Annotated in this window: 26 protein-coding genes; 10 read left to right on the top strand and 16 right to left on the bottom strand. The window is 67.8% G+C overall.

What is annotated here, in order from left to right:
- Positions 1-176: 176 nt before the first annotated feature.
- The 3 genes from lonB (at position 177) to P0Y33_RS10200 (ending at position 3492) form a co-directional block, all read left to right on the top strand.
- Entirely contained in the window at positions 177-2231 is a 2055-nt protein-coding gene (lonB, locus tag P0Y33_RS10210) for an ATP-dependent protease LonB (protein WP_279527306.1), read from the top strand.
- 70 nt (positions 2232-2301) lie between these two features.
- Complete coding sequence (locus tag P0Y33_RS10205; RefSeq protein ID WP_279527305.1) at positions 2302-3033, top strand: CPBP family intramembrane glutamic endopeptidase; 732 nt, start codon at positions 2302-2304, stop codon at positions 3031-3033.
- A gap of 15 nt (positions 3034-3048) precedes the next feature.
- Positions 3049-3492 carry a zinc ribbon domain-containing protein gene (locus tag P0Y33_RS10200; RefSeq protein WP_279527304.1) on the top strand — a complete coding sequence of 148 codons (444 nt, stop codon included), beginning with the start codon at positions 3049-3051 and terminating at the stop codon, positions 3490-3492.
- Positions 3493-3510: 18 nt separating this feature from the next.
- On the opposite strand, the gene P0Y33_RS10195 is transcribed toward P0Y33_RS10200, so the two are convergent.
- From P0Y33_RS10195 to trpC, 5 genes are all read right to left on the bottom strand, one after another.
- Complete coding sequence (locus P0Y33_RS10195; RefSeq protein WP_279527303.1) at positions 3511-4677, bottom strand: 3-dehydroquinate synthase II; 1167 nt, start codon at positions 4675-4677, stop codon at positions 3511-3513.
- Positions 4678-4759: 82 nt separating this feature from the next.
- Positions 4760-5560, bottom strand: coding sequence for a 2-amino-3,7-dideoxy-D-threo-hept-6-ulosonate synthase (locus tag P0Y33_RS10190; RefSeq protein WP_279527302.1), 801 nt, complete (start codon positions 5558-5560; stop codon positions 4760-4762).
- 26 nt (positions 5561-5586) lie between these two features.
- Positions 5587-6420 (bottom strand): tryptophan synthase subunit alpha, encoded by an 834-nt coding sequence (gene trpA, locus P0Y33_RS10185; RefSeq protein WP_279527301.1) that lies wholly within the window; start codon positions 6418-6420, stop codon positions 5587-5589.
- On the bottom strand, positions 6417-7637 hold the full coding sequence (gene trpB, locus P0Y33_RS10180; RefSeq protein ID WP_279527300.1) for a tryptophan synthase subunit beta: 1221 nt from the start codon (positions 7635-7637) through the stop codon (positions 6417-6419). The genes trpA and trpB overlap by 4 nt, the downstream gene beginning before the upstream one ends.
- Positions 7634-8476, bottom strand: a complete 843-nt coding sequence (gene trpC, locus P0Y33_RS10175) for an indole-3-glycerol phosphate synthase (RefSeq protein WP_279527299.1) — start codon at positions 8474-8476, stop codon at positions 7634-7636. Before trpC ends, trpB begins: the two co-directional genes overlap by 4 nt.
- Before the next feature lie 158 nt (positions 8477-8634).
- Between trpC and P0Y33_RS10170 the strand changes: the two genes are divergently transcribed.
- Complete coding sequence (locus P0Y33_RS10170; RefSeq protein WP_279527298.1) at positions 8635-9093, top strand: MGMT family protein; 459 nt, start codon at positions 8635-8637, stop codon at positions 9091-9093.
- 197 nt (positions 9094-9290) lie between these two features.
- Here P0Y33_RS10170 and P0Y33_RS10165 read toward each other — a convergent pair whose 3' ends face one another.
- The 3 genes from P0Y33_RS10165 to P0Y33_RS10155 all read right to left on the bottom strand — a co-directional run bounded on the left by P0Y33_RS10165 (position 9291) and on the right by P0Y33_RS10155 (position 11973).
- On the bottom strand, positions 9291-9995 hold the full coding sequence (locus P0Y33_RS10165; protein WP_279527297.1) for a type I 3-dehydroquinate dehydratase: 705 nt from the start codon (positions 9993-9995) through the stop codon (positions 9291-9293).
- Positions 9996-10056: 61 nt separating this feature from the next.
- Positions 10057-10887: a formate/nitrite transporter family protein gene (locus tag P0Y33_RS10160; RefSeq protein WP_279527296.1), complete on the bottom strand. Its 831-nt coding sequence runs from the start codon at positions 10885-10887 to the stop codon at positions 10057-10059.
- A 117-nt stretch (positions 10888-11004) separates the two neighbouring features.
- Positions 11005-11973 carry a transcription initiation factor IIB gene (locus tag P0Y33_RS10155; protein WP_328518005.1) on the bottom strand — a complete coding sequence of 323 codons (969 nt, stop codon included), beginning with the start codon at positions 11971-11973 and terminating at the stop codon, positions 11005-11007.
- Positions 11974-12136: 163 nt separating this feature from the next.
- On the opposite strand from P0Y33_RS10155, the gene P0Y33_RS10150 reads away from it, so the two are divergent.
- Complete coding sequence (locus P0Y33_RS10150) at positions 12137-12655, top strand: inosine/xanthosine triphosphatase (RefSeq protein ID WP_279527295.1); 519 nt, start codon at positions 12137-12139, stop codon at positions 12653-12655.
- 24 nt (positions 12656-12679) lie between these two features.
- Here P0Y33_RS10150 and P0Y33_RS10145 read toward each other — a convergent pair whose 3' ends face one another.
- Complete coding sequence (locus P0Y33_RS10145; RefSeq protein WP_279527294.1) at positions 12680-14509, bottom strand: flippase-like domain-containing protein; 1830 nt, start codon at positions 14507-14509, stop codon at positions 12680-12682.
- 351 nt (positions 14510-14860) lie between these two features.
- On the opposite strand from P0Y33_RS10145, the gene P0Y33_RS10140 reads away from it, so the two are divergent.
- Positions 14861-15112, top strand: a complete 252-nt coding sequence (locus P0Y33_RS10140) for a DUF7123 family protein (protein ID WP_279527293.1) — start codon at positions 14861-14863, stop codon at positions 15110-15112.
- Positions 15113-15122: 10 nt separating this feature from the next.
- Here P0Y33_RS10140 and P0Y33_RS10135 read toward each other — a convergent pair whose 3' ends face one another.
- The 5 genes from P0Y33_RS10135 to pyk form a co-directional block, all read right to left on the bottom strand.
- Positions 15123-15746: a winged helix-turn-helix transcriptional regulator gene (locus tag P0Y33_RS10135; protein ID WP_279527292.1), complete on the bottom strand. Its 624-nt coding sequence runs from the start codon at positions 15744-15746 to the stop codon at positions 15123-15125.
- Positions 15747-15925: 179 nt separating this feature from the next.
- On the bottom strand, positions 15926-16993 hold the full coding sequence (locus P0Y33_RS10130) for an SPFH domain-containing protein (RefSeq protein ID WP_382218332.1): 1068 nt from the start codon (positions 16991-16993) through the stop codon (positions 15926-15928).
- A 178-nt stretch (positions 16994-17171) separates the two neighbouring features.
- Positions 17172-17720 (bottom strand): NfeD family protein, encoded by a 549-nt coding sequence (locus P0Y33_RS10125; protein ID WP_279527290.1) that lies wholly within the window; start codon positions 17718-17720, stop codon positions 17172-17174.
- 47 nt (positions 17721-17767) lie between these two features.
- Positions 17768-17974 (bottom strand): DUF7312 domain-containing protein, encoded by a 207-nt coding sequence (locus P0Y33_RS10120; RefSeq protein ID WP_279527289.1) that lies wholly within the window; start codon positions 17972-17974, stop codon positions 17768-17770.
- Complete coding sequence (pyk, locus tag P0Y33_RS10115) at positions 17971-19752, bottom strand: pyruvate kinase (RefSeq protein ID WP_279527288.1); 1782 nt, start codon at positions 19750-19752, stop codon at positions 17971-17973. The genes P0Y33_RS10120 and pyk overlap by 4 nt, the downstream gene beginning before the upstream one ends.
- Positions 19753-19863: 111 nt before the next feature.
- On the opposite strand from pyk, the gene P0Y33_RS10110 reads away from it, so the two are divergent.
- Positions 19864-20151, top strand: coding sequence for a GYD domain-containing protein (locus P0Y33_RS10110; protein ID WP_279527287.1), 288 nt, complete (start codon positions 19864-19866; stop codon positions 20149-20151).
- On the opposite strand, the gene metG is transcribed toward P0Y33_RS10110, so the two are convergent.
- A complete protein-coding gene (metG, locus tag P0Y33_RS10105) occupies positions 20152-22188 on the bottom strand; it encodes a methionine--tRNA ligase (protein ID WP_279527286.1) in 2037 nt (678 codons plus the stop codon).
- A gap of 148 nt (positions 22189-22336) precedes the next feature.
- Here metG and P0Y33_RS10100 point away from each other — a divergent pair, with 148 nt between their 5' ends.
- The gene (locus P0Y33_RS10100; RefSeq protein ID WP_279527153.1) at positions 22337-22471 is read left to right on the top strand and encodes a DUF7503 family protein; all 135 of its coding nucleotides are present in this window, start codon (positions 22337-22339) and stop codon (positions 22469-22471) included.
- A 215-nt stretch (positions 22472-22686) separates the two neighbouring features.
- On the opposite strand, the gene P0Y33_RS10095 is transcribed toward P0Y33_RS10100, so the two are convergent.
- Positions 22687-23613, bottom strand: coding sequence for a DMT family transporter (locus tag P0Y33_RS10095; protein WP_279527285.1), 927 nt, complete (start codon positions 23611-23613; stop codon positions 22687-22689).
- A gap of 178 nt (positions 23614-23791) precedes the next feature.
- Between P0Y33_RS10095 and P0Y33_RS10090 the strand changes: the two genes are divergently transcribed.
- Both P0Y33_RS10090 and P0Y33_RS10085 read left to right on the top strand, forming a co-directional pair.
- Positions 23792-23950, top strand: coding sequence for a DUF7563 family protein (locus P0Y33_RS10090; RefSeq protein WP_279527284.1), 159 nt, complete (start codon positions 23792-23794; stop codon positions 23948-23950).
- 66 nt (positions 23951-24016) lie between these two features.
- On the top strand, positions 24017-25858 hold the full coding sequence (locus P0Y33_RS10085; protein ID WP_279527283.1) for a UvrD-helicase domain-containing protein: 1842 nt from the start codon (positions 24017-24019) through the stop codon (positions 25856-25858).
- The last annotated feature ends 2 nt before the right edge of the window (positions 25859-25860 follow it).

Raw genomic sequence — 25860 nt, 5'->3', positions numbered from 1 at the left:
AGCCACGTTCCGTGCGCGACGGCGCGTCGACGACCGTGACAAACTCCCCGCACTCGACGTCACCGGACCGACGAGAACGGCGCCGAGGACGCTTCTCGCGGCCGATTGTGCACTCGCCGGAGGGAGAAAGTATATCAGGCGTCCGTCCCTCCAAACTAGCAACGGTATCCCGTTCTATGAGCAACGACGAACCGACTGGAACACCGCCGCAGGGCGGGCACGACGGGCACGACGAGCCCGGTCCCGACTCCCACTCCCTCGACGACACGGACCTCGAGGACCTCGGGAGCGAGGTCGACGTCGAAGGCGACGTCGAGATCGACGAGGAGAACGCCGAGGACGACCTCCTCGGTGGGCTCCTGGTCGACGACACCTCGGACATTCAGGTCCCCGACCGTCTCGTCGATCAAGTCATCGGACAGGAAGAGGCCCGGGACATCGTGCTGCGCGCGGCCAAGCAGCACCGACACGTCATGATGATCGGCTCCCCGGGGACGGGGAAGTCGATGCTGGCCAAGGCGATGAGCCACCTCCTCCCGAAGGAGAGCCTCCAGGACGTCCTGGTCTACCACAACCCGGACGACTCCAACGAGCCGAAGGTTCGCACCGTCCCGGCAGGGAAGGGCGACCAGATCGTCGAGGCCCACAAGGAGGAAGCACGCAAGCGCAACCAGATGCGCAGTTTCCTCATGTGGATCATCCTCGCGGTCATCATCGGCTACTCGTTCCTGGTGGTCCACCAGATCCTCATCGGGATCCTCGCCGCGGGTATCATCTACTTCGCCTTCCGCTACTCCAACCGCGGGAGCGACGCGATGGTCCCGAAACTCCTCATCAACAACGCCGAGCGGCAGATGGCGCCGTTCGAGGACGCCACCGGCGCCCACGCCGGCGCGCTCCTCGGCGACGTGCGCCACGACCCGTTCCAGTCCGGCGGCATGGAGACGCCGTCGCACGAACGCGTCGAGGCCGGGGCCATCCACAAGGCGAACAAGGGGGTCCTCTTCGTCGACGAGATCAACACCCTCGACATCCGCTCCCAGCAGAAACTGATGACGGCCATCCAGGAGGGCGAGTTCTCCATCACGGGCCAGTCCGAGCGCTCCTCGGGCGCGATGGTCCAGACGGAACCCGTCCCCTGTGACTTCATCATGGTCGCCGCCGGGAACATGGACGCGATGGAGAACATGCACCCCGCACTCCGCTCCCGTATCAAGGGGTACGGGTACGAGGTGTACATGGAGGACACCATCGACGACACGCCCGAGATGCGCCGCCGCTACGCGCGCTTCGTGGCCCAGGAAGTCGAGAAGGACGGCCGTCTCCCGCACTTCGAACCGGACGCCGTCCGCGAGATCATCCTCGAGGCCAAGCGTCGCGCCGGCCGCAAAGAGCAACTCACGCTCAAACTGCGTGACCTCGGCGGACTCGTCCGCGTGGCGGGCGACCTCGCGAAGTCGAAGGGTCACGAGCAGACGACCCGCGAGGACGTCCTCGAGGCCAAGAAGCGCTCGCGCTCCATCGAACAGCAGGTCGCCGACGACTACATCGAGCGCCGCAAGGACTACGAACTGAAGGTCTCCGAAGGGAGCGCGGTCGGCCGCGTCAACGGTCTCGCCGTCATGGGTGGCGACTCCGGCATCATGCTGCCCGTGATGGCCGAGGTCGCGCCCTCGCAGGGTCCGGGCGAGGTCATCGCCACGGGTCAGCTCAAGGAGATGGCGATGGAGGCCGTCGAGAACGTCTCCGCCATCATCAAGAAGTTCAGCGACGAGGACCTCTCCGAGAAGGACGTCCACATCCAGTTCGTCCAGGTCGGTGAGGGTGGCGTCGACGGCGACTCCGCCTCTATCACCGTCGCCACCGCCGTCATCTCGGCGCTGGAGAACATCCCCGTCGACCAGAGCCTCGCGATGACCGGCAGTCTGAGCGTCCGCGGCGACGTCCTCCCCGTGGGTGGCGTCACCCACAAGATCGAGGCCGCCGCGAAGGCCGGCTGTGACACGGTCATCATCCCGGAGGCCAACGAACAGGACGTCATGATCGAAGAGGAGTACAAAGAGCAGATCGACATCGTCCCGGTCAGCCACATCAGCGAAGTCCTCGACGTCGCCCTCGTCGGCGAACCCGAGAAGGACTCGCTCGTCGACCGGCTCAAGTCCATCACGGGCAAGGCCCTCGACAAGCAGGGCCAGCAGAGCGGGACGACCGGTAGCCCGAGTCCGCAGTAGCGACACGGCTCTTCTCTCCTCCGCTCTCCCGACCACCGACTCCTTATTCCCCGCCCCCGAACTGACGCGTATGTCCGACCCAGCGTGGGCGCCCTTCGTCGGTCTCGGCGTCTTCGTCGCGTTCGGCGTCGTCGCACTCTCGCGGGCGTCTGCGGCCGCCGTCACCGACGAAACGGGAGCGGGTGCGCCCGCCGAACCGGCGGCGACGCCCGCCGTCTCGCCGACCGCGCTCCTCGTCAACGTCGCGCTCTCGCAGGGCGTCGTCGGCGCGTTACTCCTCGCCGCGGCGTGGCTGTGGTCGATCCCCCTCTCGGCGCTCGGCCTCGGGCCGGCGGACGTCGGGACCACGGCACTCGCCGTCGGCGTCGGTGCCGGAGTCGTCCTCTCGCTGGGCAACGAGGTGCTCTCGTTCGTCTGTGAGTGGTTCGGCGTCCCCTACTCCGAGGCGCTCCGCGAGACTCTCTCGCCCGAGACGGTCCGCGGGTGGGCCGTCCTCCTCGGACTCGTCCTCCCGCTCGTCGCGGGCGTCGAGGAGTTGCTCTTCCGCGGAGTGCTCGTCGGGGTCGTCGCGGCGGGGTTCGGCGTCTCCCCGTGGTTGTTGGCAGTCCTGTCGAGCGTCCTGTTCGGCGCCGCACACACCGCCCAAGGCGGCGTCGGGGTCGCCGTCGCGGCCCTCCTCGGCTTCGCGCTCGCGGCCGTCTACGTCCTCTCGGGGAGCCTCTTCGTCGTGGTCGTCGCCCACTACCTCGTCAACGCCGTGGAGTTCCTCGCCCACGAAGAGTGGCACTTAAGGGGCGTGTAGCTCCAACGTTGACGCGTGTCACTCGACCGTCGTGGTCTCGTCGCGGCCGTGCTGTCGTTCCTCTACCCCGGTGTCGGTCACCTCTACCTCCGAAAGTGGGTCCGGGCGATTGCGTGGTTCGCCCTCGCGATGCTGACGGCTGCGGTGTTGGTCCCCGACGCGGCCTTCGAGGCGTTCCGCCAGGGCGGCGTCGGCGCGATGCTCCAGATCGACTACCCCATCGAGACGACGCTCGGCCTGCTCGCCGTCCGCCTCACGAACGTCGTCGACGCCTACCTCGTCGCGGTCCGCTCGCGCGGCCCGGCGGCCGCAGGTCCCGGTCCGGGCGCGGACGAGGAGGCGACCTGCCCGGCCTGTGGGAAGGAACTCGACCGCGACCTCGACTTCTGTCCGTGGTGTACGACGGAACTGGAGTGGGTCGAACCCGGCGACGAGCGCTACGACCCCGACCGTTCCTGAAAACGAGTTCGCGCAGCGCTACTTTTCGATGATCCGCTCTTCGACGGACTCGCCGAAGTGACGGCCACCTTCCTGCGTGTAGACGCGTACCTCGTCACCGGCTTCGAGGTCGGTGACGGCGGTGCGTCCCTCCTTCGTGGGGACCTTGATGGTCTCGGCGTTCTGGAGGAGCGTCTGGATGCGGTCGCCATCCTCGGTCTCGGCGGTGACGGTGAACATCGGACGGCGCTCGATCTTCGCCCGGCCGACGACGGCCTCGCGGGTGTGGCCGTCGGTGTCGACGACCTGCACCTCGTCGCCGGACTCCAGTTCCGCGAGGTACTTCGTGGTGCCGTCGGGCGTGCGAACGTAGGCGTGGACGGCGCCGGCGTTCACGCGGAACGGCCGGGAGGCGACGTACGGCGACTCGGCCGTCTCGGCGTAGACGAAGAACAGTCCGCGGGACATCGAACCGACGAGCATCCCCTCGTCGTCGTCCATCAGCGTGCCCGTGTCGACGCAGACGCGGTCGGCGCTCCCCGCCTCCTCGACGGAGACGATTTCGGCCCACTCCAGGTCGAGGGTCTCCCGTTCGGCCTGGTCGCGGACGTTGCAGGTGCGTCGAATCTCGTCGGGGTCGTCGGTGTCGAGCAGGACGGCGTCGGCGCCGATGTCGAGCGTCTCGAAGGCGGTGTCGGCCTCCTCGGCAGTCGTGACGCCCGCGACGAGCGTCGTCTCGTCGCCGATGCGCGCGATGAGGTTCTCGAGCGGGATGATCTGCCAGTCCTCGCCGACGACGATGGTGTACTCGGCGTCCTTCGCGGCGGCCTCGGCGAACTCCTCGTACTCCTTGCCGAGGATGCGGACGTAGGCACCCTGCGTGTCCTCGTCGCGGCGGAGGGTGGTGAGGTCCGCCGACCCGGAGAAGTCGTTCGGGAGGTCGACCGTGCCGTCGCCCTCACCGTCTTTCCCGACGACGTACGTGTCGGGTTCGGCCTGTTCGGTTTCGGCTTCGCCGATGACGTCGACGTCGTCGCTACTGAATGCGGCGACGTTGACCTGTCCGAGGTCACGGACGCGACCGACGTCCGTCTCGTCGACGAGAACCCAGTCGACGCCGGCCTCCAGGCCGGCCGTGATGCGACGCTTTCGCGTCTCCCAGTCGCCGACGGTGTCGTCGGCCTTGAGCCAGACTTCGCGTGCCATTATACTCTTTTTTCTCGATGCGACGGCCTTGAACCTGCCGAAGGGTACAGCGTTCGCGACGGAACGGTGAGATGAGTGAGAGTTAGGCTTCGACGCCTTCGGCGAGACCCGCGATTTCGAGTGCCTCCTCGGCGCTCGCGTCCTCGTGGACCACGGCGGCGACGGCGCGCGCCATCGCCTCGGGGTCGTCGTGCTGGAAGATAGAGCGGCCCATCGAGACGCCGGCGCCGCCCGCGTCGACGACGCCGCGGACGTCCTTCAGCGTCTGGAGGTCGCCCGACGGACTGCCGCCGGCGATGATGACCGGGAGGCTGGTCGAGCCAGTGACGTACTCGAAGCTCTCGGCGTCGCCGGAGTAGGCCGTCTTCACGACGTCCGCGCCGAGTTCCTCGGCGAGGCGGACCGCGTGGCCGAGGCTCTCGGCGTCGTGCTCGTCGATGCCCTCGCCGCGGGCGTAGGCCATCGCGAGGACCGGAATCCCGAGGTCCTCGGCGTCCGAGCAGATCTCCGCGAGTTGGGTCATCTGGTCGGGTTCGTGCTCGGACCCGACGTTCATGTGGAAGGAGACGGCGTCCGCGCCGACCTTCACGGCGTCCTCGACGCTGCCGGTGAGGCGTTTGTCGTTCTCGTCGGGGCCGATGACCGTCGACCCGTTGAGGTGGACGATGTACCCCTTGTCGTTCTTGTTGCCGTGGACGCGGTCGGCGACGCCCTTCTGCGTCAGGACGGCGTCGGCGCCGCCGCGCGTGACGGCGTCGATGGTCGATTCGATGTCGCGAAGCCCCTTCACTGGGCCGAGTGTGATACCGTGGTCCATCGGAACGGTGACGAACTTCCCATCTGTCCCGATACGTTCGAGTCGTGCGGATTTCCCGGTGTTCATGGTGTGAGAGAGTAGCAAACTGATGGTTATGTTCGTTCCGGTCGCGGCATACCCTCGACGGCACCCTCCTTGAGTTCGCGGGCCTTCGATTCGAGACGTGCCGCCACGTCGACGTCCTCGTCGGACTCGACGCCCTCCTCGATGATGTCGATGAAGGCGCTGCCGACGATGACGCCGTCGGCGCCGCCCTCGACGACCTCCTTGGCCTGCTCGCCCGAGGCGATGCCGAAGCCGACGGCCTTCGGGACGTCGGTCTCGCCGACGCGTTCGAGGCCCTCGTGGGTCTGCTCGGAGACGTCGGCCTGCGCGCCGGTCGTGCCGAGACGCGCCTGCACGTAGACGAAACCGGAGGCCTGCTCCAGCATCCGGTCGAGGCGTTCCTCGGTGGTGGTCGGCGCGACCATCGAGACGAGCGCGAGGTCGTTGGCCTCGCAGGCGTCGTGCATCGGCCCGCTCTCGTCGACCGGGAGGTCCGGGACGACGAAGCCGTCGACGCCGGCGTCGGCGGCGGCCTCGACGAAGTCGTCCGGTCCCTCCTCACCGTACTGGTAGATGAGGTTGTAGTACGTCATGCAGACGATGGGGACGTCGACGTCCTCCTCGCGGAGGTCGCGGACGAGGTCGAGGTACTTCTCGACGGTCATGCCCGCGCCGAGCGAGCGTCGGACGGCCGCCTGAATCGTGGGGCCTTCCGCGATGGGTTCGGAGAAGGGCAGGCCGAGTTCCACGACGTCGGCGCCGCCGCGGACGAGTGCCTTCACGTACTCCTTCGTGTCCTCGATGGACGGGTCGCCGGCCGCGACGTAGGCCACGAGGGCGGGTTCGCCTTCGAAGGCGGCTTCGAGGTCTTCGCGGGTCACAGGTAGACCTCCATGTCCGGTGCCTCTTCGATGCCGCGTTTCTCGCTCTCCTCGATGACGGTGTCGAGGTCCTTGTCGCCGCGTCCAGAGACGTTCACGACGACCGGTCCCTCGCTCTCCAGGTCTTCGAGGTAGGCGACGGCGTGACTCGACTCCAGCGCGGGGATGATGCCCTCGGTGCGCGAGAGGCGGTGGAACGCCCGGAGCGCCTCGTCGTCGCCGACGTTGGCGGGCGTGACCCGCCCCTCGTCGACGAGGTAGGAGAGTTCCGGCCCGACGCCGGCGTAGTCGAGACCCGCGGAGACGGAGTGAGACTCGACGATCTGGCCCTCCTCGGTCTGGAGGAGTTTCGTGCGCGCGCCGTGGAGGACGCCCTCGGTCCCCGTCGAGAGCGACGCGGAGTGTGGCGCGTACCCTTCTTCGGCGTCGACGGTGAGCGACGACCCGCCCGCCTCGACCGCGTAGAGGTCGACCTCTTCGTCCTCGACGAAGTGGTGGAAGGCGCCCATCGTGTTCGACCCGCCGCCCGCGCAGGCGACGACGGCCTCGGGGAGTCCGCCCAGTTTCTCCTGGGCCTGTTCGCGGGTCTCCTCGGAGATGACCGACTGGAACTCGCGGACCATCTCCGGGAAGGGGTGGGGACCGACCACGGAACCGATGACGTAGTGGGTGTCCTCGACGTTGGTCGCCCAGTCGCGCATCGTCTCGTTGATGGCCTCCTTGAGGGTCCCAGAGCCGATGTCGACCGGGTTCACCTCGGCGTCGTGGATACGCATCCGGTAGACGTTCGGGCGCTGGCGGTTGACGTCCGTCCGGCCCATGTAGATCTCGCAGGGCATATCGAGGTAGGCGCAGGCCATCGCCGTCGCGGTGCCGTGCTGGCCGGCGCCGGTCTCGGCGATGATGCGCTCCTTGCCCATGTACTTCGCGAGGAGGACCTGCCCGAGCGCGTTGTTCAGTTTGTGCGCGCCGCCGTGGACGAGGTCCTCGCGCTTCAGGTAGACGTCGTAGCCGTAGCGCTCGGAGAGGTTGTCCGCGCGCTGGAGCGGCGTGGGCCGCCCGCCGAAGTCACGCAGGCGCTCGCGGAAGTCCTCCATGAAGCCGTCCTCGTTCTCGAGGACGTACCGTTCGTAGGCGTCTGTCAGTTCCTCGACGGCCGGCATCAGCGCCTCCGGCACGTACTGTCCGCCGTAGTCTCCGAATTTTCCCGTACTCATGCGTTCACAAGTTCTCGTGTGTTCTCGCGGACCGTCTCGTAGGCGTCCGTGTCGTCTTCGTCGGCTCGCGGCTCACTTCGTTCGTCGCTCGCTCGTCCATCGGAACGTGGTTCCGGCTCGGCACCCGCCATAATCGCAGAACCGACTAGCAGGGCGTCGGCCCCGGCCTCGCGCATCCGTCGGGCGTCCGCCGGCGAGGAGACGCCGCTCTCCGCGAGGAGCGTCACGTCGTCCGGAGCGTGGGGGGCGACCCTCTCGAAGGTTTCGAGGTCGACCTCCAGTTTCGCGAGGTCGCGGTTGTTCACGCCGACGACGTCCGCGCCGGCGTCGAGGGCGCGCTCCAACTCCTCGACGGTGTGGACCTCGACGAGCACCTGGAAGCCGCGCTCGCGGGCCGCCTCCAGCATGGGTTCGAGGTCGTCGCCGAGGAAGCGGGCGATCAGCAAGACCACGTCCGCCTCGACCGTGTCGAGTTGCGCCTCCCGGAGGAGGAAGTCCTTGCGGAGCACCGGGACGTCCACGGCCGCGCGGACGCGCCGGAGCGTCTCCGGGGACCCGCCGAAGTGCTCGGGTTCGGTCAGTACCGACAGCGCCGCCGCCCCGCCGTCGACCATCGCCTCGGCGAGTCGAACGGGGTCGGCCCGCCGCGTCCCCTCGGTCGTGGGACTGGTGGGCTTCACCTCCGCGACGACCGGTATCCGGCCGTCGGCCTCGGCGGCCGCGAACGCGTCGGTGAGCGAACGCGGGTCGACGGAGACGCGTTCGCCCCCGCCACCGCGCTCCCTCGCCGTCTCCAGGATGGAGCGGACGGCGGGCGCGAGTTGCTCACTCTCGTTCATCGTTGTACGATAATGCACTCATCTGTACAAAGTCTTTGCGCCATCGGGGTTCGTCTCCTTATAACGTCGCTCCCACGTATAAAGGGCGGGCGCGCCGGCAATCCGCCGGCCGTCGGGGGAGGCGAAGGTTCAAGTCCGCAACCGCGCAACCTCCACGCATGGACGCGGCCGGTATCTACGCGGCGGAGTCGTCGTACCTGGGGCGCTACGTGCAAATCGGCGTCGCGGGCGAGAAGCTCATCAGCGTCTCGTTCCCGTCGACACCCGACGAGGACGCCGAGGAGGAACACGAACTCCTCGACCGACTCCTCGCGTACCTCGAAGGCGTCGAAGACGACTTCGACGACGTCGACGTGGGGCTGACGCTCTCGGGCGAGAAACGGGACGTCCTCGAAGCCGCCCGCGACATCCCCTACGGCGAGCAGGTGACCGTCGAGCAACTCGCGCGGATGACGCCCGGTCTCGACCCCGAGGACGAGGAAGACGACATGACCGTCCGCGAGGCGCTCGCGGAGAACCCGGTCCCCATCGTCGTCCCCGACCACCGCGTGCGCGACGGCCCCAGCGCCGCACCGCCCGAAGTCGAGCAGAAACTCCGCAACGTCGAAGGACTCTGAATCGGCCTACCTGTCTCTCTTCTTGAATGTGGTCAGAGTTAACACACTCCGGCCCGTAGTCGGAGATATGGAGCCTGGCTACCTCGACCGAGAACGGCTGGTCCGTGAGCGCTGGTCGGAACTGGAACGGGGCCGAGGCCGCGAGCGGGAGCGAACGCAGAACTAACTGGAGTCGCCGACGCCGTCGCTTTCTTCGTCTACTCTCCGCGCAGTTCCTCGACTAGCGACCGGAGCGTCGCGAGGTCGTACTGGCCGGGTGCGGTGGCTTCTTCGGGGGAGACCGGCGCGTAGCCGATCTTCGAACCGTAGACGGGCGCGACCGCGCGGGTGTGACTCCCCGCTTCGCCCATCGCCATCGTCGCGACGGGTTCGTCTTCGAGCGCGTACTCGTGGGTGACGGTCAGGAGGTCGAGGGCGTCGGTCCGGTCCGCGGCGGTCACGGCGAGTTTCCCGACGTCGCCGTACTCCAGTGCGTTCCCGAGGAGGCCGCGCATGTCCTGTCGGAGCGGCGTCCCCTCGAAGTCGTGGACCGAGACGACGACGCTCGCGTCGTTCGCGCGGGCGTGTTCGGCCACGCGCTCGGGTTCGTGGTCGCCCTCGCCGAGGAACGCCCGGAGTTCGAGGTCGACCGCTTCGACGGCGTCGTGTTCGACGGCCGTCTCCAGGGCGTCGAGACGGGCCGCGTCGTCGTCGGCCTCGCCCCCCTCCCAATCGACGCGGTTCGTCACGAGGAGCGGGAGGTCGCCGTCGTAGGCGTCGAGTTCGGCGAGCGGGTCCGCCCCCGAGGCGGCCGCGAGGTCGAGTCGGTACTCGACGGCGTCGGCGTCCGCACGGGCGTCGGGTTCGTCGGTCAGGTCCGCCGTCGCGGCACAGAGCGTGAAGTCGTCGAAGGAGAGCGCCATGCGCGGAGGATGGGTCGGCCGTCGCTATAGTGTTCGGGGTTTCCGGACACCGTCGACCACCTCAGCGGTCGAGTCCCCGGACGACGTAGCCGTACTTCAGGAGCGCGACGAACACCGACCCACCGACGGCGTTCCCGGCGACGGCGATGAGCAGGAACCGGACGTAGTCGCCGAGCGTGATGGCCGGTGTGACCAGCGCCCCCGCGAGCACCTCGACGTTCCCGGCGACGGAGTGTGGCAGGTGTGCGAAGCCGATGACCGTCGTGACGAGGACGACGACGGCGAGTTGCGTGGACGTCTCGCGGACGGCGGTGACGAGCCACGAGAGCAGGCCCATCAGCCACCCCGCGAGCACCGCCGCGAAGAAGGTGACCACCGGCGGGTGGGCGACGAGCGGTCGTGCGACGTGGGCGAACGCCGAGGGGTCGACGATGCCGTAGGCGGGGGCAGTGTAGACCATCGCGACGGCGAAGAACGCGCCGCCGATGACGTTCCCGAGGTAGACGATACCCCACAACCGGAGGAGTTGGCGCAGGTCCGCGCGGCCGTCGAGGACTGGGAGCACCGCCAGCGACGTGTGCTCGGTGAACAGACTCGCCCGCCCGAGGACGACGAAGACGAAACCGACCGAGTAGAGGATACCGAGACTCGAGTCGAGCGTCGGTTCCGACCACACTCCGGTCGCGGCGGTGTAGAGCGCGGCCATGAACAGCGGACCGAACCCGATGTCCAATCCCGCCGACACCCCCGAGAGGAAGAGACCGTCGAGGGGCCGGCGGAGTTCGTCGAGGCCGAGTTCGAGTTGGGCCGCGAGGACCTCCTCCTGTGAGAGGACGTGTTCGACCGGCGACCCGCCTGTGTCCGGGTCAGCGTCGGTTTCGCGGTCGTTCATGGTTGGTGACGTGGGACGTGGTCGTCACTCGCCGTACTCGGTCGAAACGAAAAGAACGCCGTCAGGAAATGCGTGACGGCACCGTGTACGCTCGCCGGATTCGGTCGACTCGCTCTCTCAGGCCGGGATGGCGCCCTCGGCTTCGAGGAGTTCGTGGTAGCGGTTGCGGATAGTGACTTCGGAGATGTCCGCGACCTCGCTCACCTTCGCCTGCGTCGTCTTCTCGTTGGTGAGGAGCGCGGCGGCGTAGACGGCTGCGGCGGCGAGACCGACGGGGGACTTCCCGGAGTGGACGCCCTGGTCCTTCGCGGTCTGGAGGAGTTCGCGGGCGCGGTGCTCGGACTCGTCGGAGAGACCGAGGTCGGAGGCGAAGCGCGGAACGTAGCTCTCGGGGTCCGCGGGGCGTACTTCGAGGCCGAGTTCGCGGACGACGTAGCGGTACGTCCGGGCGATCTCGGACTTCTCGACGCGGGAGACGTCCGCGATCTCGTCGAGCGAGCGCGGGACGCCCGCCTGGCGGGCGGCGGCGTAGACACAGGAGGTGGAGACGCCCTCGATGGAGCGGCCCGGCAGGAGGTCGTCTTCGAGCGCGCGGCGGTAGATGACGGAGGCCGTCTCCCGGACGTTGTCCGGCAGACCGAGTGCGGAGGCCATCCGGTCGATCTCACCGAGCGCCTGCTTCAGGTTGCGCTCCTTGGCGTCGCGGGTGCGGAAGCGCTCGTTCCACTTGCGGAGGCGCTGCATCTTCTGGCGCTGGTTCGAGGAGAGCGAGTTGCCGTAGGCGTCCTGGTCGCGCCAGTCGATGTTCGTCGACAGCCCCTTGTCGTGCATCGTGTTCGTCGTGGGCGCGCCGACGCGGCTCTTCTCGTCTTTCTCTTTCGAGTCGAACGCGCGCCACTCCGGCCCGCGGTCGATGCCGTCCTCCTCGACGACGAGACCACAGTCGGCACAGACCGTCTCGCCGTGTTCCTCGTCCTGGATGACGAGACCGCCACACTCGGGGCAGTCGTTCGTCTCGGTCTCCTGCGTTTCTTCTTCTTCTCTCTCTGCCTCTCGTCGTCGTGCGCGCATGGTGGTGTCTGCCATTGATGGATTTCCCCGGGAGAAGTCCCGTAATCGCGTGAAGACTTCGTTAGTGCAAAACGCACTTAACGATTCCGAGATGTGCTCGAGTGAGTGAGGGTCTGGCGTGCCACGGTCGCCGTCTACGACCGGACGACTCAAAGGCCGGCGGGTGCCACCCACGGGTATGTACGTCGCCGTCGGCAGCGGTAACCCGGTGAAACGCGACGCCACCGAGTCGGCGCTCGAAGGACGGGGCGCGCTCGTCGAGGCCGAACCGGTCCCGTCGGGCGTCTCCGAGCAACCCTTCGGCGAGGAGGAGACCGTCCAAGGCGCCCGAAACCGCGCGCACAACGCACTCGACGCGGGCGACTACCACCTCGGCGTCGGGTTGGAGGGCGGCGTCGCCCACGTCGACGGCGCCGACGGTCTCTTCCTCATCATGTGGGCGGCCGCGACGGACGGGGACCGCACCGAGGTCGGTTCCGGTCCCCGTATCCGCCTCCCCGACGACATCGCCGACCGCGTCGAGGCCGGCGAGGAACTCGGGCCCGTGATGGACGACGTCCTCGACACCTCGGGCGTCGCGGAGAACCAGGGTGCGGCGGGCGTCCTCACGGACGGGATTATCGACCGGGAGTCCGCGCTCCGACAGGCCCTGGCCGGCGCGCTCGGGCCGTTCTTCGTGGCGTACTACGAGGAGTAGCGAAGAGGAGCGAGGAAAACGGATTCAGTCGTCGGCCGGCGTGGCGGCGTGTTCGGCACCCTCCGCGGCCTCGGTGAGCGAGACGTTGAGCGCGAGCATCGAGGCGACGCCGCCGACGACGGTGACGACGTTCTTCACCGCGTGGTCGACGATGGCGACGCCGAGCGCCGCGGCGGGCGAGACGGGCGTGAGCGCGACGACGAGCAGGGTGAACGCGCCCTCGTAGAGACCGATGCCGCCCGGCGAGAGCGGGAGGACCTTCGCGAGGTTGCCCACGGAGACGGCGAAGAAGCCCACCGCGAGCAGCGTCACGAGCGAGAGACCCGTATCGAAGGCCGCGAAGACGAGGACGGCCGTGAGCACGTCGATGGTCCAGACGAGGACGCTCGACCCGCCGACACGGGCGAACGCCGAACCGTCCGCGGCGACGCGCTGGACGTCACCGACGAACTGTTCGAGGATGTCCGCGACCCACGCGACGTAGGAGTCGTCGCTGGCCCACGAGACGGCCCGCCGGACGAAGTTCCCCTCGAAGCGGGCGCTGGCGACGATGACGCCGACCGCCCCGATGGCGACCGCGCCGACCAGCCCCGCGACGGCGATGGCGGTGGTCGCGCTCTGGTGCTGGTCGCCCGAGAGCGTCTCGCCCGTCCCGGAGAGAGCCGCGACGACGTCGGCGACGGCCTCCGGCGCGAACGCGGCGAGTCCGAGCAGGACGCTCCCCGCGAGCAGCGTGATGGTCAGCAGGTCGAAGACCCGTTCGACGGCGAGCGAGGCGAACCCGGAGGCGTAGGGGACGTTCCGGCGAGCCTTCACCACGTAGGCGCGGACGGCGTCACCCGCGCGGGCCGGGAAGACGAGGTTCCCGGTCTGACTGATGAACACTGCACCGGTCAGGAAGCCCACGCTCTCGCGGTAGCCGAGTTCCGAGAGGATGTCGCGGTAGCGCAGTCCCCGGAGGGGCCACGAGAGCACGTAGATGGCGCCCGCGGCGGCGACGAGAGCGGGGTTCGCGTCGCGCATCTCCGCGAGGACGGCACTCGGGTCGAGGTACACTGTCATCAGTGCAATGGCGACGAGCGTCAGGAGAATCCCGGCGAGCGCGCCGGTCCGCCGGTTCGCGTACGGGGAGACTTTGAACTCCCAGAAACACCGGAGGATCTGCGACCCCATCCCGAAGACGTCGCGGACGAGGTCGACCTTCGAGTCGCCCTTCGGCTCCCAGTCGACGGGGAACTCCCGGACGCGGTAGCCCTTGCGCTGGGCGCGGACGAGCATCTCGGTGTCCCAGAACCAGTGTTCGTCCTCGACGTCGACGACGAGGTCGCGGAACGCCTCCCGCGAGAACGCCTTGAAGCCACACTGGTGGTCCCGCAACTCGGAACCGAGGAGGAGGCGCGTCGCGAGGTTGAAGCCGCGACTCGGGATGCCCCGTTTCGCGGGGCGGTCGGCGACGTTCTCGGGCATCCACCGGGACCCGGTGGCGAGGTCGTAGTCGCCCGAGCGGACGCTCTCGACCAGTTCCTCGAGGTGGCGCATGTCGGTCGCGAGGTCCGTATCGAAGTAGACGAGCGTCTCGCCCTCGGCGGCGCGGAAGGCGGCGTCGAGCGCGCCACCGCGTCCGAGGCGTTCGTCGCTGTGGAAGTGCCGGACGCGTTCGTCCTCGCGGGCGAGGCGGTCGGCGATTTCGGGCGTGCGGTCGTCGCACCCGTCCTCCGCGACGATGACCTCGTAGGTCCCGTCGGGGAGGAAGTCGGCGAGCGTGTCGAGCGTCGTCTCCACCGTCTCCTCGATGGTGTGCTCCTCGTTGTAGGCGGGGAGGACGACGCTCACTTCGACGCGCGATTCGGCCATTGACGGGATATTCGGACTTCCGCGGGTAAGTACCTTCTGCACACCCACCTTTTCCCCGCTCGGGTTCGCTACGCGAACCGCTCGCGGCAAAAGCCTGTTCTCGTGAGTGAAACGGGCGAGCGCTCGTCGGAATTTGCTCCGACGGTGGAGGGAAAAACGCCGCTCGCACTCTACGCCTGCCCGTCGTTCGGGCCGGACGTTAACCACCTGTACCAAGCCGGCGGTGTCGCGTGTCCGACGGCCGACCGTTGGGTCCGCTGAACCGGAACTTTCGGCACATACAGCCACTCTACCCCTCCTTTAACCACCCGTACCAAACGCCCTTTTGTGGGGTGTTCCCAACGAAGAATCATGAGCGCGACCGCGAGTGCACCACAGGAGACGGGCGACGACCTCTCGGCCAAACAGCGGCGCATCCTCGACTACCTCCTCGAGCACGCCGACACGAAGACTTACTTCAAGTCCCGCCTCATCGGCGACGAACTCGACCTCTCGGCGAAGGAGGTCGGCACGAACATGAAGGCGCTCCAGCGCGAGGAGGTCGGTCTCGACGTCGAGAAGTGGGGCTACTCCTCGTCGACGACGTGGAAGGTCACGGCCTGAGAACCTCGATTCACTCCGGCGGGTCGTAGCGGACGTAGTCGGCGGCGTCGGCCGCGAAGTCGACCGTGTCGGCGTCGAACGAGTCGGCGTAGCGCGTGAGCAAGACGACGAGCGTCTCGGGGTGTTCGACCGCGTAGCCGTCCTCGCGGGAGAGGAGGCCGGCGGCGTCGAGTTCGGCGGCGTACTTGCTCACGGTCGCCTGGGAGACGCCGAGCGCGTCGGCGAGGTCTCCGCCCGTGGCGTCGGGGTCTCGGAGGAGCGTGAGCACCATCCCGCGCGGGGTGTCGCGCCGGAGGTAGGAGAGCGCGACGCGCTCGAAGTCCGAGAACTGTTCTGCCGGGAAGAAGCGCCTGTAGTCGCCGTCGCGGTGGCTCTCGACGACGCTCGCGTCGAGGAGTCGTCTGAGGTGGTGTTGAGCCTCGCCCGTGCCGAGTTGGAGGTCGTCGCGGAGTTTCGAGAAGTGGGCGCCCGGCGTCGAGGCGAGGTAGCCGGCGATGGCCTCGCGGACGGGGCTGGCGCTCTCGGCGGCCGCCTCGCCGTCGGCGAACTTCGCCAGCGGACTCGCCGCGCCCACGGCGGCGAACCGGCGGAGCGTCGCGCGCTTGTCCTCGTCGATGCCTTGCCCCCGTCCCATGGAAGTCACTGTCACATAAGCGAACACCGTGCAAAAACCTTCGCATGACGGAGGACTGAAGTTTATCTCCGAAGACGGGCCGACGATACGGTGTGTCCTGAGAACGGTCGGGGACGGTTCGCGGGAGTGCGGCGCCGCGTCCCCGGTTCGCGGAGGCGCCGCCTGTCAGCCAAAACGGCCTACTTCTCGGTCTCGGTCTCCGTCTCGACGTCGACCTCGGACTCCGTCTCGGAGAGTTCCGCGTCCATCTCCTCGATGACCTGCTCGGTCTCCTGTGCGCCGGTGTCCTTGCCGGCCATGATCTCTTCGGCCTGCTGTTCGAGTTCTTCGGGGTCGATCTCGGCCTCCTCGCTGATCTCGTTGAGGATGTCGTCGATGTTGTCCAGACCGAGGAGTTCGCGAGTCTCCGCGTCGAACTCCAGGCTGTCGAGGCCCTCCGTCTCCTCGGCGACGTCGCTGCCCGTGAGTTGCTTCCCGTAGCGCCCGAGCAGCGAGGTGACCTCCTGCGGGAGGACGAACGTCGTCGACTCGTTCTGTCCGATACGTTCGAGGGCCTCCATGCCGCGCTCGATGACGGCGCGCTCGCCCATCGACTCGGCGGACTTCGCGCGGAGGACCGTCGAGATGGCGTCACCCTGGGCTTCGAGAATCTGGGACTGCTTCTGTCCCTGTGCGCGGATGATGTCGGACTGCTTCTGCCCTTGGGCCTGCTCGATGGCGGACTGGCGTTCACCCTGGGCTTCGAGAATCATCGCACGACGCTTGCGCTCCGCGGACGTCTGTTGTTCCATCGCCTGCTGGACGTCCTTCGAGGGGTTGACCTCGCGGACCTCCACGGACTCGACGCGGATCCCCCACTCGTCGGTGGGTTCGTCGAGTTCCTGGCGGATGCGCGCGTTGATCTCCTGGCGCTTGTTGAGCGTGTCGTCGAGTTCCATGTCGCCGATGACCGCCCGCAGCGTGGTCTGCGCGAGGTTCGAGACGGCGCGCTTGTAGTCGTCGACTTCGAGGAAGGCCCGCTTCGCGTCCATCACCCGGATGTACACCACGGCGTCCGCGGTAACCGGGGAGTTGTCCCGCGTGATGGCCTCCTGGCGCGGGACGTCGATGGTCTGGGTCCGCATGTCGAAGCGGTAGGTTCGAGAGACGAACGGCGGGATGAAGTTGATCCCCGGTTCGAGTAGCCCGCGGTACTCGCCGAACACCGTCAGCGCCTCTTTCTCGTACGCGTCGACGATTTCGACCATCTGCCAGACCACGACGACGGCCAGCAGGAGCAACAGGAGGGCGACGACGGTGAACACGATGCTGCCACCGGTGAGTTGGAGTGGCGCGAGAACCGCCGCGGCCGCGAGGGGCGTGTCCATACCTACAGACTCGCTGACCGCTCCATAAGCGTTCCCCTGCGAGCACCCGTCAGGACGCTCACTCGCCGGTGCGCTCGCGTTCGGCGTCGGTCTCGCGTCGTCCGGTCGCGAGTTCGCGGTCGATCTCGTCCTCGCCGCTCCCGTCGATGGCCTCGACGGTCAGGACGTTCCCACCGCCGGGGTCGACGACGACAATTTCGGCCCCCTCGGGGATCTCGCCGGTGACGGTCCGGGCGGCGTACGTCGCGTCGAACCCGCCGCCGCGGTAGAGTTCGACCTGCCCGGAGCGGTCGGTGACGCGCTCGGTGACGCGGCCGCGCTTGCCCGCGAGTCCCGACGACCCCTCGGTCTTCCCGGTGTCCGTCCCCTGGTAGATGTCGAAGCGGCGGTAGCCGTAGAGGGCGGCCGCGCCCACGACCAGCACGACGGCCGCGAGCGCGAGCGGCGCGCCGAGTCCCGGGACGAGGAGTCCGAGGAGTCCGGCGACGAGGAGTGCGACGCCGACGACGACGAAGTGCGCGCCGGGGGCGAGTGCCTCGGCGATGCAGAGGAAGACCCCCGACACCACGAGGAGGAACGACAGCGACTGTCCGAACAACTCGGCCATGTCCTCGTGTTGGCGGTCCGCGAGGAAAACGGTTCGGTCGGCCCGGCTCAGAGGAGGAGACTCGCGAAGACGCCGAGCGCGAAGAGCACGCCCAGCACGAAGAAGAGGACGTTCTCGCGGTCGAGAGACTCCGGTTCGACCGGTTCCGGTTCGGGTGGCTCGGCCTCCGGCCCGACGTCTTCGAGTCCGAAGCGCCACTCGCCGTCTTCGTCGCCACCGGACTCACGTCCGCCCGCGTCGCCGGCGGCGCTCATCGGTGGACCCCCTCACCGCGCTCGGCCGCACGCTCGCGGTCGCTCCGGATGTCGCCGGCGTAGACGACGCCGCGCTCGCCGTCGAGCGTGACGTCGTCGCCGTCTTCGACCGTCTCGGCGACGCTCGCGCCGCTGACCATCGGGATGTCGAGTTCGCGAGCCACCATCGCCGGGTAGCCGGTCATCCCTTCGCGTCCGCTGACGATGCCGCCGAGTTTCTCCAGGTCGCCCTCGAACTCCTCGTCGAACTCCTTGTCGAGCGCGACGATGGCTCCCTCGGGGACGGCCGAGAGGTCGCCGGTCTCCAGTCGGTGGAGCGGCCCGCTGACGCGCCCGGAGACGACCGACCGGCCGGTGGCCACCGTCTCGGCAGCGACGTGGACCTTCAGCATGTTCGTCGTGTCCGTCCCCTCCAACTCGGTCATCATTCCCGAGAGGACGACGACCGTGTCGCCGCTCTCGACGGCGCCCGAGTCCATCGCCGACTGGACCGCACCCTCGATGATGGCGTCGGTCCCCTGTGCCGTGTAGGGGGCGTACTGGGCCTTCACACCCCACGAGAGGGCGAGTTGCCTGCGGACGCGGTCCTGCGGGGTCGCGGCGACGACGGGCACTGCGGGCCGGAACTTCGCGACCTTCCGGGCGGTGTAACCGGATTCGGAGGCGACGACGATGGCGTCCGCGTCCACGTCCCGCGCGAGGTAGCGCGCGGAGCGGGCGAGCGCGTCCGTCCGCCCCGACTCGGCGTTCGGGACGCGCTGTTCTCGTAGCTCTTCGTACTCGTCGGAACCCTCGGCCTCGCGGACGATACGGTCCATCGTCTCGACGACGCGGGTCGGGTGGTCGCCGACGGCGGTCTCCGCGGAGAGCATCACGCCGTCGGTTCCGTCGAGGACGGCGTTGGCCACGTCGGAGGCCTCCGCGCGGGTGGGCCGCCGGGAGTGGACCATCGAGTCGAGCATCTCCGTCGCGGTGATGACGGGCGCGCCCGCGTTCTGGCACTTCCGGATGATTCGCTTCTGGGAGATGGGGACCTCCTCCATCGGGCACTCGACGCCGAGGTCGCCGCGCGCGACCATGACGCCGTAGGAGGCGTCGATGATCTCGTCGAGGTTCTCGACGGCGCCCGCGCGCTCGATTTTCGAGATGATGGGGATGTCCGCGCCGAACTCCTCGATGGTCCGCGAGACTTCGAGGACGTCGTCGGCCGTCCGGACGAAACTCGCGGCGACGAGGTCGACGCCCTTCTCGGCGGCGAGTTCGAGGTCGCGGCGGTCCTTCTCGGTCACGACGTCGAGGTCGAGTTCGACGCCGGGGACGTTCACGCCCTTGCGACTCCCGAGTTCGCCGCCGCTGTCGACGTGTGCGACGACGGTCTGTCGCTCGACGGACTCGACCGTCGTCTCGATGCGGCCGTCGTCGAGGAGGACCGTATCGCCGGGTTCGACCGCGGCGATGCTCGTCGAGAGACCGACCTCCTCGGGGGTGGCGGTGTCACCGGGGACGAACCGGACGGTGCTCCCGGTCTCCAGTTCGATGGGGTCGTCGACCTCGGCAGTCCGGACTTCGGGCCCCTTCGTGTCGAGCATCACCGCCAGCGGTTCCTCGGTCGCCTCGTCGACCTGCCGGACCGTGTCGATGATATCCGCACGTGTCTCCAGGTCCCCGTGACTCGCGTTGATGCGGGCGACGGTCATCCCGGCGTCCGCGAGTTCGCGGATCGCAGCGCGACTGCTCGTCGCCGGCCCGAGCGTACAGACGATCTTCGCGTTCCTCATTACCAGTCGTCTTCGACCGCGGGCACGTTAAAGGGTCGGTGACAACTCGTCGACGAGTAAAAATATCGGCCACAGGCGATTTTTCGGTGGCGGACGAACTACTCCGCCGCCATGTCCACGTACGTCGCGCTCGCCGACGTGAACGAGGGTGAGTTCCAGAACGTCCAGGAACTGGCCGCGATCTGGGGAGACGTACGTGCCGATATCGAGGGACTCGACTGCGAACTCCGCGACGCCTACGTCCTGCTCGGCGACCACGACGCCCTCCTGGTCTTCGACGCCGAGGACGAACACCAGGCGCTCGAAGTGTCGATGGCCGTCGAGCGCTACGGCGTCCACCTGGACACGATGGAGGCCATCGACGTCGACGACCTCGGGAAGGTCGTCGAGGACATCTGATTACCGGACTTTCGTTCCGGGTTCGCTGTCGCCGTGGGTGGTCAGCAGGTCGGCGTCTTCGCCGGCGGCGAGGACCATCCCGTTCGACTCGACGCCGAACAGTTCGGCCTTCTCGAGGTTGGCGAGCACGACGACGCGCGTGCCGGGTAGTTCGTCGAGGTCGTGGAGTTGTTTGATGCCCGCGACGATCTGTCGCTCCTCGACGCCGATGTCGACCCGGAGCTTCGCGAGTTTGTCGGCGCCCTCGATGCCCTCGGCCTCCAGGACGTTCCCGACGCGGATGTCGAGTTCCTGGAAGTCGTCGAAGGAGATGCGCTCGTCGCGAACGGGTTCGAGTTCGACCTCGGTCTCGCCGGCCTCGGCTTCGGCCTCGGCGACGCGCTCTTCGAGTTTCGTGTTGAGTTCGGCGACGCGCTCGTCTTCGATCTTCTCGTAGAGTTCCTCGGGTTCGCCGAACTCACTGGGTGGCTCCTGCAGGCAGTCGGCGGTCGTCGCGTCGACGACGTCGCCATCCTCTTCGAGTTCCGCCCAGACCTGCTGGGACTTCTCGGGCGTGACGGGCGCGAGGAGGACGGCGACGGCCTTCACGAGTTGGACGCAGTCGCGGATGACCGGCGCGGCCTCCTCGTCGTCGAGTTGCCACGGTTCGTTGCGCTGGATGTACTCGTTGCCGAAGCGGGCGAGTTCGACGCCGATCTCGCCGATGGCCTTCAGGTCGTAGTCGTTGACCGCGTCCTCGAAGTCGTCCATCGCGTCGGCGATGTGCGTCTCGACCTCGTCGGAGAGTTCCGCGTCGGGCGTCCCGCCGAAGTTTCGCTCGGCGAAGAGGAGCGCGCGGTAGACGAAGTTCCCGACGTCGTCGGCGAGTTCGGAGTTGACGCGCTCCTGGAAGCGGTCCCAGGAGAAGTTCACGTCCTTCTCCAGGCCGGAGGCGGTGACGAGGTAGTACCGCAGGAGGTCCGGGTGGAAGCCCTCCTCGATGTACTCGTCGGCCCAGATTGCGCGGTTGCGCGAGGTGGAGAACGCCTGTCCGTCGAGGTTGACGAACCCGGTCGCGCAGACGGCGCGGGGTTCGTTGTAGTCGGCGGCCTGGAGCATCGACGGCCAGAACACCGTGTGGTGCTGGATGATGTCGCGGCCGATGACGTGGACGATCTCGGAGTCGCCCTCCTTCCACACCTGCTCCCAGTCGTACTCGTCTTCGCCGACGCGCTCGGAGTACTGCTTCGTGGAGGCGACGTACTCGATGGGGGCGTCGACCCATACGTAGAGGACGAGGTCCTCGTCTTCCTCGCCGGGGTAGTCGATTCCCCAGTCCATGTCGCGGGTGATGCAGAGGTCCTGCAGGTCGCCCTCGATCCACTCGCGGGGCTGGTTCTGTGCGTTGCTCGTCCCCTCCAAGCGGTTGATGAAGCCCTTCAGGTACTCCTGGAAGTCCGAGAGGCGGAGGAACTTGTGCTGGCGGGTGCGGTACTCCGCAGGGTTCCCGGTGAGCGTCGAGCGCGGGTCCTCGATCTCGCCGGGTTCGAGGTGGCGCTGGCACCCCTCGTCACACTCGTCGCCGCGGGCGTGCTCGCCGCAGTAGGGACACTCGCCCTCGACGAAGCGGTCGGGGAGCCACTGGTCGGCGTCGGCGTCGTAGGCGACGGGGATCTCCTTCTCGTAGACGTGGCCCTCGTCGACCCACTCGCGGACGAACTCCTTGGTGAGTTCCGTGTTCGTCTCGTCGTCGGTGTGGCCGTAGTTGTCGAAGTCGACGTTGAACTGCGGGAACGTCTCCTCGTACTTCTCGTGGTGGCGGAGCGCGAACTCTTCGGGCGAGACGCCCTCCTTCGCGGCGTTGACCGCGATGGGCGTCCCGTGCATGTCCGACCCGGAGACGAACGCCGTCTGCTGGCCGAGGTTGCGGAGCGCGCGGGCGTAGGTGTCGCCGCTGACGTACGTCCGCAGGTGGCCGATGTGCAGGTCGCCGTTGGCGTACGGCAGCCCGCAGGTGACCACCGCGGGGTGCTCGGTCGGGAGTTCTCGGTGAGTCATGAGTCCTTACCGTTCCTCCGAGTGTCGTGGGCGTAAAACCCGCGGATTGACTCGCGGCGTCGCCCGCCGTCACCCGCCCGACCTGACTTTCTTTCATGCTTATCTGACCGTAACTTATTTTATTACACGGTGCATTGTATGAAATGAGATGGCTCGCAAGGCCCTGCAGAACGCGGTCGCACAGCACCCGAAAGCCGTCGGCGCGCTCTTCACGAGCGCTGTCGCGCTCTCCCAGGTCCAGTCCACGCTGGCCGTCTGGGGCTGTGGCTCCCTCGGTCCGTAGACTCCAGAATCGACACACTGACCCGCTGACACTCCGAGACTGACACTCTCACGACGCGGTGCCGATGCGATTCCGACGCCGACGCGGCCCACCTCCCCACGCCGGCCGCACGCGTCGAACCCCGCCGGGCCACTCCCCCTGGTCCGGTCGGTTCCGTGACTGACACTCTTCGCCGTGCCGTCAGGTCCCGCTGACCTTCTCCTCCTCCTCCCGTTCTACGTCCCGACGAGCGCCGTCAGCGCGAACGCCTCCGTCGAGAACGCCGTCACCATCCCCACCCCGACGACGACGAGCAGCGCGCCGGCGACGACGCCGCGCGTGACGACTTCGAGGTCGCGGAGGAACACGGCCGAGAAGAGCGTCGTGAACAGCGGCGCCGTCGCCGCGAGCGGGTCGACGACGGCGACGCGTCCGAGTTCGAGGGCGGCGAACAGCGAGGCGAGCGCGAACGCGGTGAGGGTCCCGCTCACCGCGAAGTAGCCGTACGTCTCGCGCGGGGCCGCGAGGACGTCGGTTCCGCGCCGAGCGACGAGGAACGCCCCGAGCGCGACGAGGGCGGCGGTCTCGTTGAGGGCGACGGCTTCGAGGACCGTCGCGTCGTAGGTGTCGAGACCGAACTTCCGGAGGACGTTCCCGAGACCGAAGGCGAACGCGGCGGCGAGCGGGAAGAGGAGGTCGCGCGGGCGCCAGCCGCCGATGTCGCCGCCCTTCGCGAGCGCGAGGACGACGAGACCGACGATGAGGACGACGATTCCCAGGACCATCCCCGGCGAGACGGTCTCGCCGAGCCACCCGACCGCGAGGAGGGTGGCGAACAGCGGACGGGTGCTGATGCCGGCGCTGTTGACGCTCGCGCCGACGCGGTGGACGCCGACGAACGTCGCGAGTCGACCCAGCGAGGTGCCGACGACGCCCGCGACGGCGAACGTCGCGACCGCCGGAAGCGTGAGGTTGGCGAAGAGGTCGACTCCCTGGAGGGCGACCAGCGCGGCCCAGAAGAGGAGACTGTCGACGACGACCACGACGAGCGACGCCTGCAGGGCGCTCCCGCCGGCGGCCATGCCGCGTTTCGAGAAGACGGGGCTCAGTCCCCAGAGGACGGCAGGGAGCAACGCGAGGAGATAGACGGTGAGTTCGGACATCGTTCGTCCCGCCTCTCGGGTCGGCGCGGAGTTAACGGTTGAGCAATTCGCCCAGTGTTTACACGGTTATAAAGAGTGAAATAATGTCTCGGAGAACTCCGTTTCGGGCCGTGACACTTCTCGTATTAACCAGTTGGCCAGAGATATTAATACGGAAGCCGTGAAAGTGGGGAACACAATGCCGGAGTGTCAGAACTGTGGGTCGTTCGTGACCGACGCGTACGCGCGAGTGTTCACCCCGGACGAACTGACGGCACCGCGTGTCTGTCCGAACTGCGAAGACAAGATCCGTGACGGTGCGGAGGTCCGCGAGGCGCGGTCCACCCGCCGGACGTAGAGCCAGTTTCTCCCCTCGTCTCCCAAGTCACGTCGTTTATAGGTCAGTAGCACCTGTTGTACGCTAATGACCGAGTCGGAGCCGGAGGTCACACGTCTGTTCGGCGGTCCGGGTAGCGGGAAGACGACGGCGCTCCTCGATCGGGTCGACGAGATCCTCGACCAGGAGGACGTCGACGTTCGGGACATCCTCGTCGTCTCCTACACCCGCGCTGCGGCCGCCGAGGTCCGGGAACGTCTGGCCGAACGCCTCGACGAGAACCCTCGCTCGCTGCGAGGCAACGTCTCGACGATGCACGCGAAGGCCTACGAACTACTCGACCTCTCGCGGAGCGACGTCGTCGGCGAACAGGACAAAGAAGAGTTCTGCGAGGACTACGGCCTCCCCTACGAGGACGAGTACTCCTCGGGTTCGCGTCGGACCGCCCGCTCCACCACGCTCGGTAACAAGGTCATCGCGACCAGCCAGTGGCTCCAGCGCACGGGCCGCGACGTCGCCGACTGGTACGACGTCCCCTTCCGCTGGAACGAAGAGGAGGTTCGCCTCCCGCCGGACGTCGACGAGAACGCCCAGGTCGGCAACAAGTACACGCCGACGTGGCCCTCCGACGACGACCGCCACGACATCCCCGAGTCCATCCGCGCGTGGCGCGCCTACAAGGGCGAGAACGACCTCGTCGGCTTCGCCGACATGCTCGAACGCGTCGAACAGCGCTCGCTCGTCCCCAACGTCGACTACCTCGTCATCGACGAGTTCCAGGACATCACGAGCCTCCAGTACAACGTCTACCAGGAGTGGAAACCCCACATGGAGAAGGTGCTCATCGCGGGCGACGACGACCAGGTCGTCTACGCGTGGCAGGGGGCGGACCCGGACCTCTTGCTCGACACCGAGGTGACCGAAGACGAGGTCCTCCCGAACTCCTACCGACTCCCCTCCCGCGTGCTGGAGGTCGTCCAGCAGGAGATCAGCCACATCGACGAACGCCAGGAGAAGGACCTCAAACCCCGCAAGGAGGGCGGCGCCGTCGAGGCCGTCCAGAGTCCCTCGATGCTCACCCTCGTCCGGAACGTCCGACAGACGATCCAGGAGAGCGAGGACGACACGGTGATGATCCTCTTCCGCGCCCGCTACCAACTCTTCGACTTCGTCGACGAGTTCATCGGCGAGGGCATCCCGTTCAAGGCGCTCACCGACCAGCGTCTCTGGACCGACCGCCTCGAACAGTACGTCCGCGCCGTCGAGGCGCTCGACGCCGACGAACCGGTCGACGGCCTCCAGGCCCGCCGTCTCGTCGACATGCTCCAGGACTCCGCGTTCGGCACCGGCGACCGCTCGGAGGTCCGCGACAAACTCGAAGAGTGGGAAGAAGAGGAAGACGTCGAGAACGCCACCGAACTCGAAATCGAGGCCTCGACCATCCGCGACCTCGTCCCGTTCGTCCCGGCCCCGCCCGCGGCCGCCGACATGCTCCGGAAGGTCACCCGCTACCAGCGCAAGACCGTCGACGCCTACTTCCGCGGCGACTACCAGGGGATGGACCCCTCGCGCGTCCGCGTGGGCACCATCCACTCCGCGAAGGGTCGCGAGGCCGACCACGTCTTCGTCGCCACCGACCTGACCGAGAAGGTCGTCGAGCAGATGGCCGCCACTGCCGACCCCGAGGACCTCCCCGAGGGTATCGAGGAGTTCGACCGGAACACCGACCCGGTGCCGGTCCTCACCGACAACGAACGCCGCGTCTTCTACGTCGGCATGTCGCGTGCCCGCGAGCGTCTGGTCGTCATGCAGAACCTCGTCGACGGCGCGCCGACGCTCCCCATCGACGTGCTCCTCTACGGGAAGCCCACCGGGCAGACCCTCGAAGAGGCGCTCGAAGAAGGCGAGGCGCCCGTCCACGTCCACTGACG

This window comes from Halospeciosus flavus, assembly GCF_029814175.1.
Classification (GTDB): domain Archaea; phylum Halobacteriota; class Halobacteria; order Halobacteriales; family Halobacteriaceae; genus Halospeciosus; species Halospeciosus flavus.
This window is presented reverse-complemented; position numbering and strand designations above follow the sequence as displayed.

Bases quoted from the DNA above. Each gene is read 5' to 3' on its own strand.
- P0Y33_RS10100 (WP_279527153.1), top strand. From the start codon at position 22,337: ATGGCTCGCAAGGCCCTGCAGAACGCGGTCGCACAGCACCCGAAAGCC.
- P0Y33_RS10160 (WP_279527296.1), bottom strand. From the start codon at position 10,887: ATGAACGACCGCGAAACCGACGCTGACCCGGACACAGGCGGGTCGCCG.
- trpC (WP_279527299.1), bottom strand. From the start codon at position 8,476: ATGAACGAGAGTGAGCAACTCGCGCCCGCCGTCCGCTCCATCCTGGAG.
- P0Y33_RS10135 (WP_279527292.1), bottom strand. From the start codon at position 15,746: ATGGGACGGGGGCAAGGCATCGACGAGGACAAGCGCGCGACGCTCCGC.
- P0Y33_RS10150 (WP_279527295.1), top strand. From the start codon at position 12,137: ATGTACGTCGCCGTCGGCAGCGGTAACCCGGTGAAACGCGACGCCACC.
- P0Y33_RS10165 (WP_279527297.1), bottom strand. From the start codon at position 9,995: ATGGCGCTCTCCTTCGACGACTTCACGCTCTGTGCCGCGACGGCGGAC.
- P0Y33_RS10125 (WP_279527290.1), bottom strand. From the start codon at position 17,720: ATGGCCGAGTTGTTCGGACAGTCGCTGTCGTTCCTCCTCGTGGTGTCG.
- trpB (WP_279527300.1), bottom strand. From the start codon at position 7,637: ATGAGTACGGGAAAATTCGGAGACTACGGCGGACAGTACGTGCCGGAG.
- metG (WP_279527286.1), bottom strand. From the start codon at position 22,188: ATGACTCACCGAGAACTCCCGACCGAGCACCCCGCGGTGGTCACCTGC.
- P0Y33_RS10155 (WP_328518005.1), bottom strand. From the start codon at position 11,973: ATGGCAGACACCACCATGCGCGCACGACGACGAGAGGCAGAGAGAGAA.
- P0Y33_RS10195 (WP_279527303.1), bottom strand. From the start codon at position 4,677: ATGGCACGCGAAGTCTGGCTCAAGGCCGACGACACCGTCGGCGACTGG.
- P0Y33_RS10170 (WP_279527298.1), top strand. From the start codon at position 8,635: ATGGACGCGGCCGGTATCTACGCGGCGGAGTCGTCGTACCTGGGGCGC.
- P0Y33_RS10120 (WP_279527289.1), bottom strand. From the start codon at position 17,974: ATGAGCGCCGCCGGCGACGCGGGCGGACGTGAGTCCGGTGGCGACGAA.
- P0Y33_RS10095 (WP_279527285.1), bottom strand. From the start codon at position 23,613: ATGTCCGAACTCACCGTCTATCTCCTCGCGTTGCTCCCTGCCGTCCTC.
- P0Y33_RS10205 (WP_279527305.1), top strand. From the start codon at position 2,302: ATGTCCGACCCAGCGTGGGCGCCCTTCGTCGGTCTCGGCGTCTTCGTC.
- P0Y33_RS10085 (WP_279527283.1), top strand. From the start codon at position 24,017: ATGACCGAGTCGGAGCCGGAGGTCACACGTCTGTTCGGCGGTCCGGGT.
- P0Y33_RS10130 (WP_382218332.1), bottom strand. From the start codon at position 16,993: ATGGTCGAAATCGTCGACGCGTACGAGAAAGAGGCGCTGACGGTGTTC.
- P0Y33_RS10110 (WP_279527287.1), top strand. From the start codon at position 19,864: ATGTCCACGTACGTCGCGCTCGCCGACGTGAACGAGGGTGAGTTCCAG.
- P0Y33_RS10090 (WP_279527284.1), top strand. From the start codon at position 23,792: ATGCCGGAGTGTCAGAACTGTGGGTCGTTCGTGACCGACGCGTACGCG.
- lonB (WP_279527306.1), top strand. From the start codon at position 177: ATGAGCAACGACGAACCGACTGGAACACCGCCGCAGGGCGGGCACGAC.
- P0Y33_RS10190 (WP_279527302.1), bottom strand. From the start codon at position 5,560: ATGAACACCGGGAAATCCGCACGACTCGAACGTATCGGGACAGATGGG.
- P0Y33_RS10140 (WP_279527293.1), top strand. From the start codon at position 14,861: ATGAGCGCGACCGCGAGTGCACCACAGGAGACGGGCGACGACCTCTCG.
- pyk (WP_279527288.1), bottom strand. From the start codon at position 19,752: ATGAGGAACGCGAAGATCGTCTGTACGCTCGGGCCGGCGACGAGCAGT.
- P0Y33_RS10145 (WP_279527294.1), bottom strand. From the start codon at position 14,509: ATGGCCGAATCGCGCGTCGAAGTGAGCGTCGTCCTCCCCGCCTACAAC.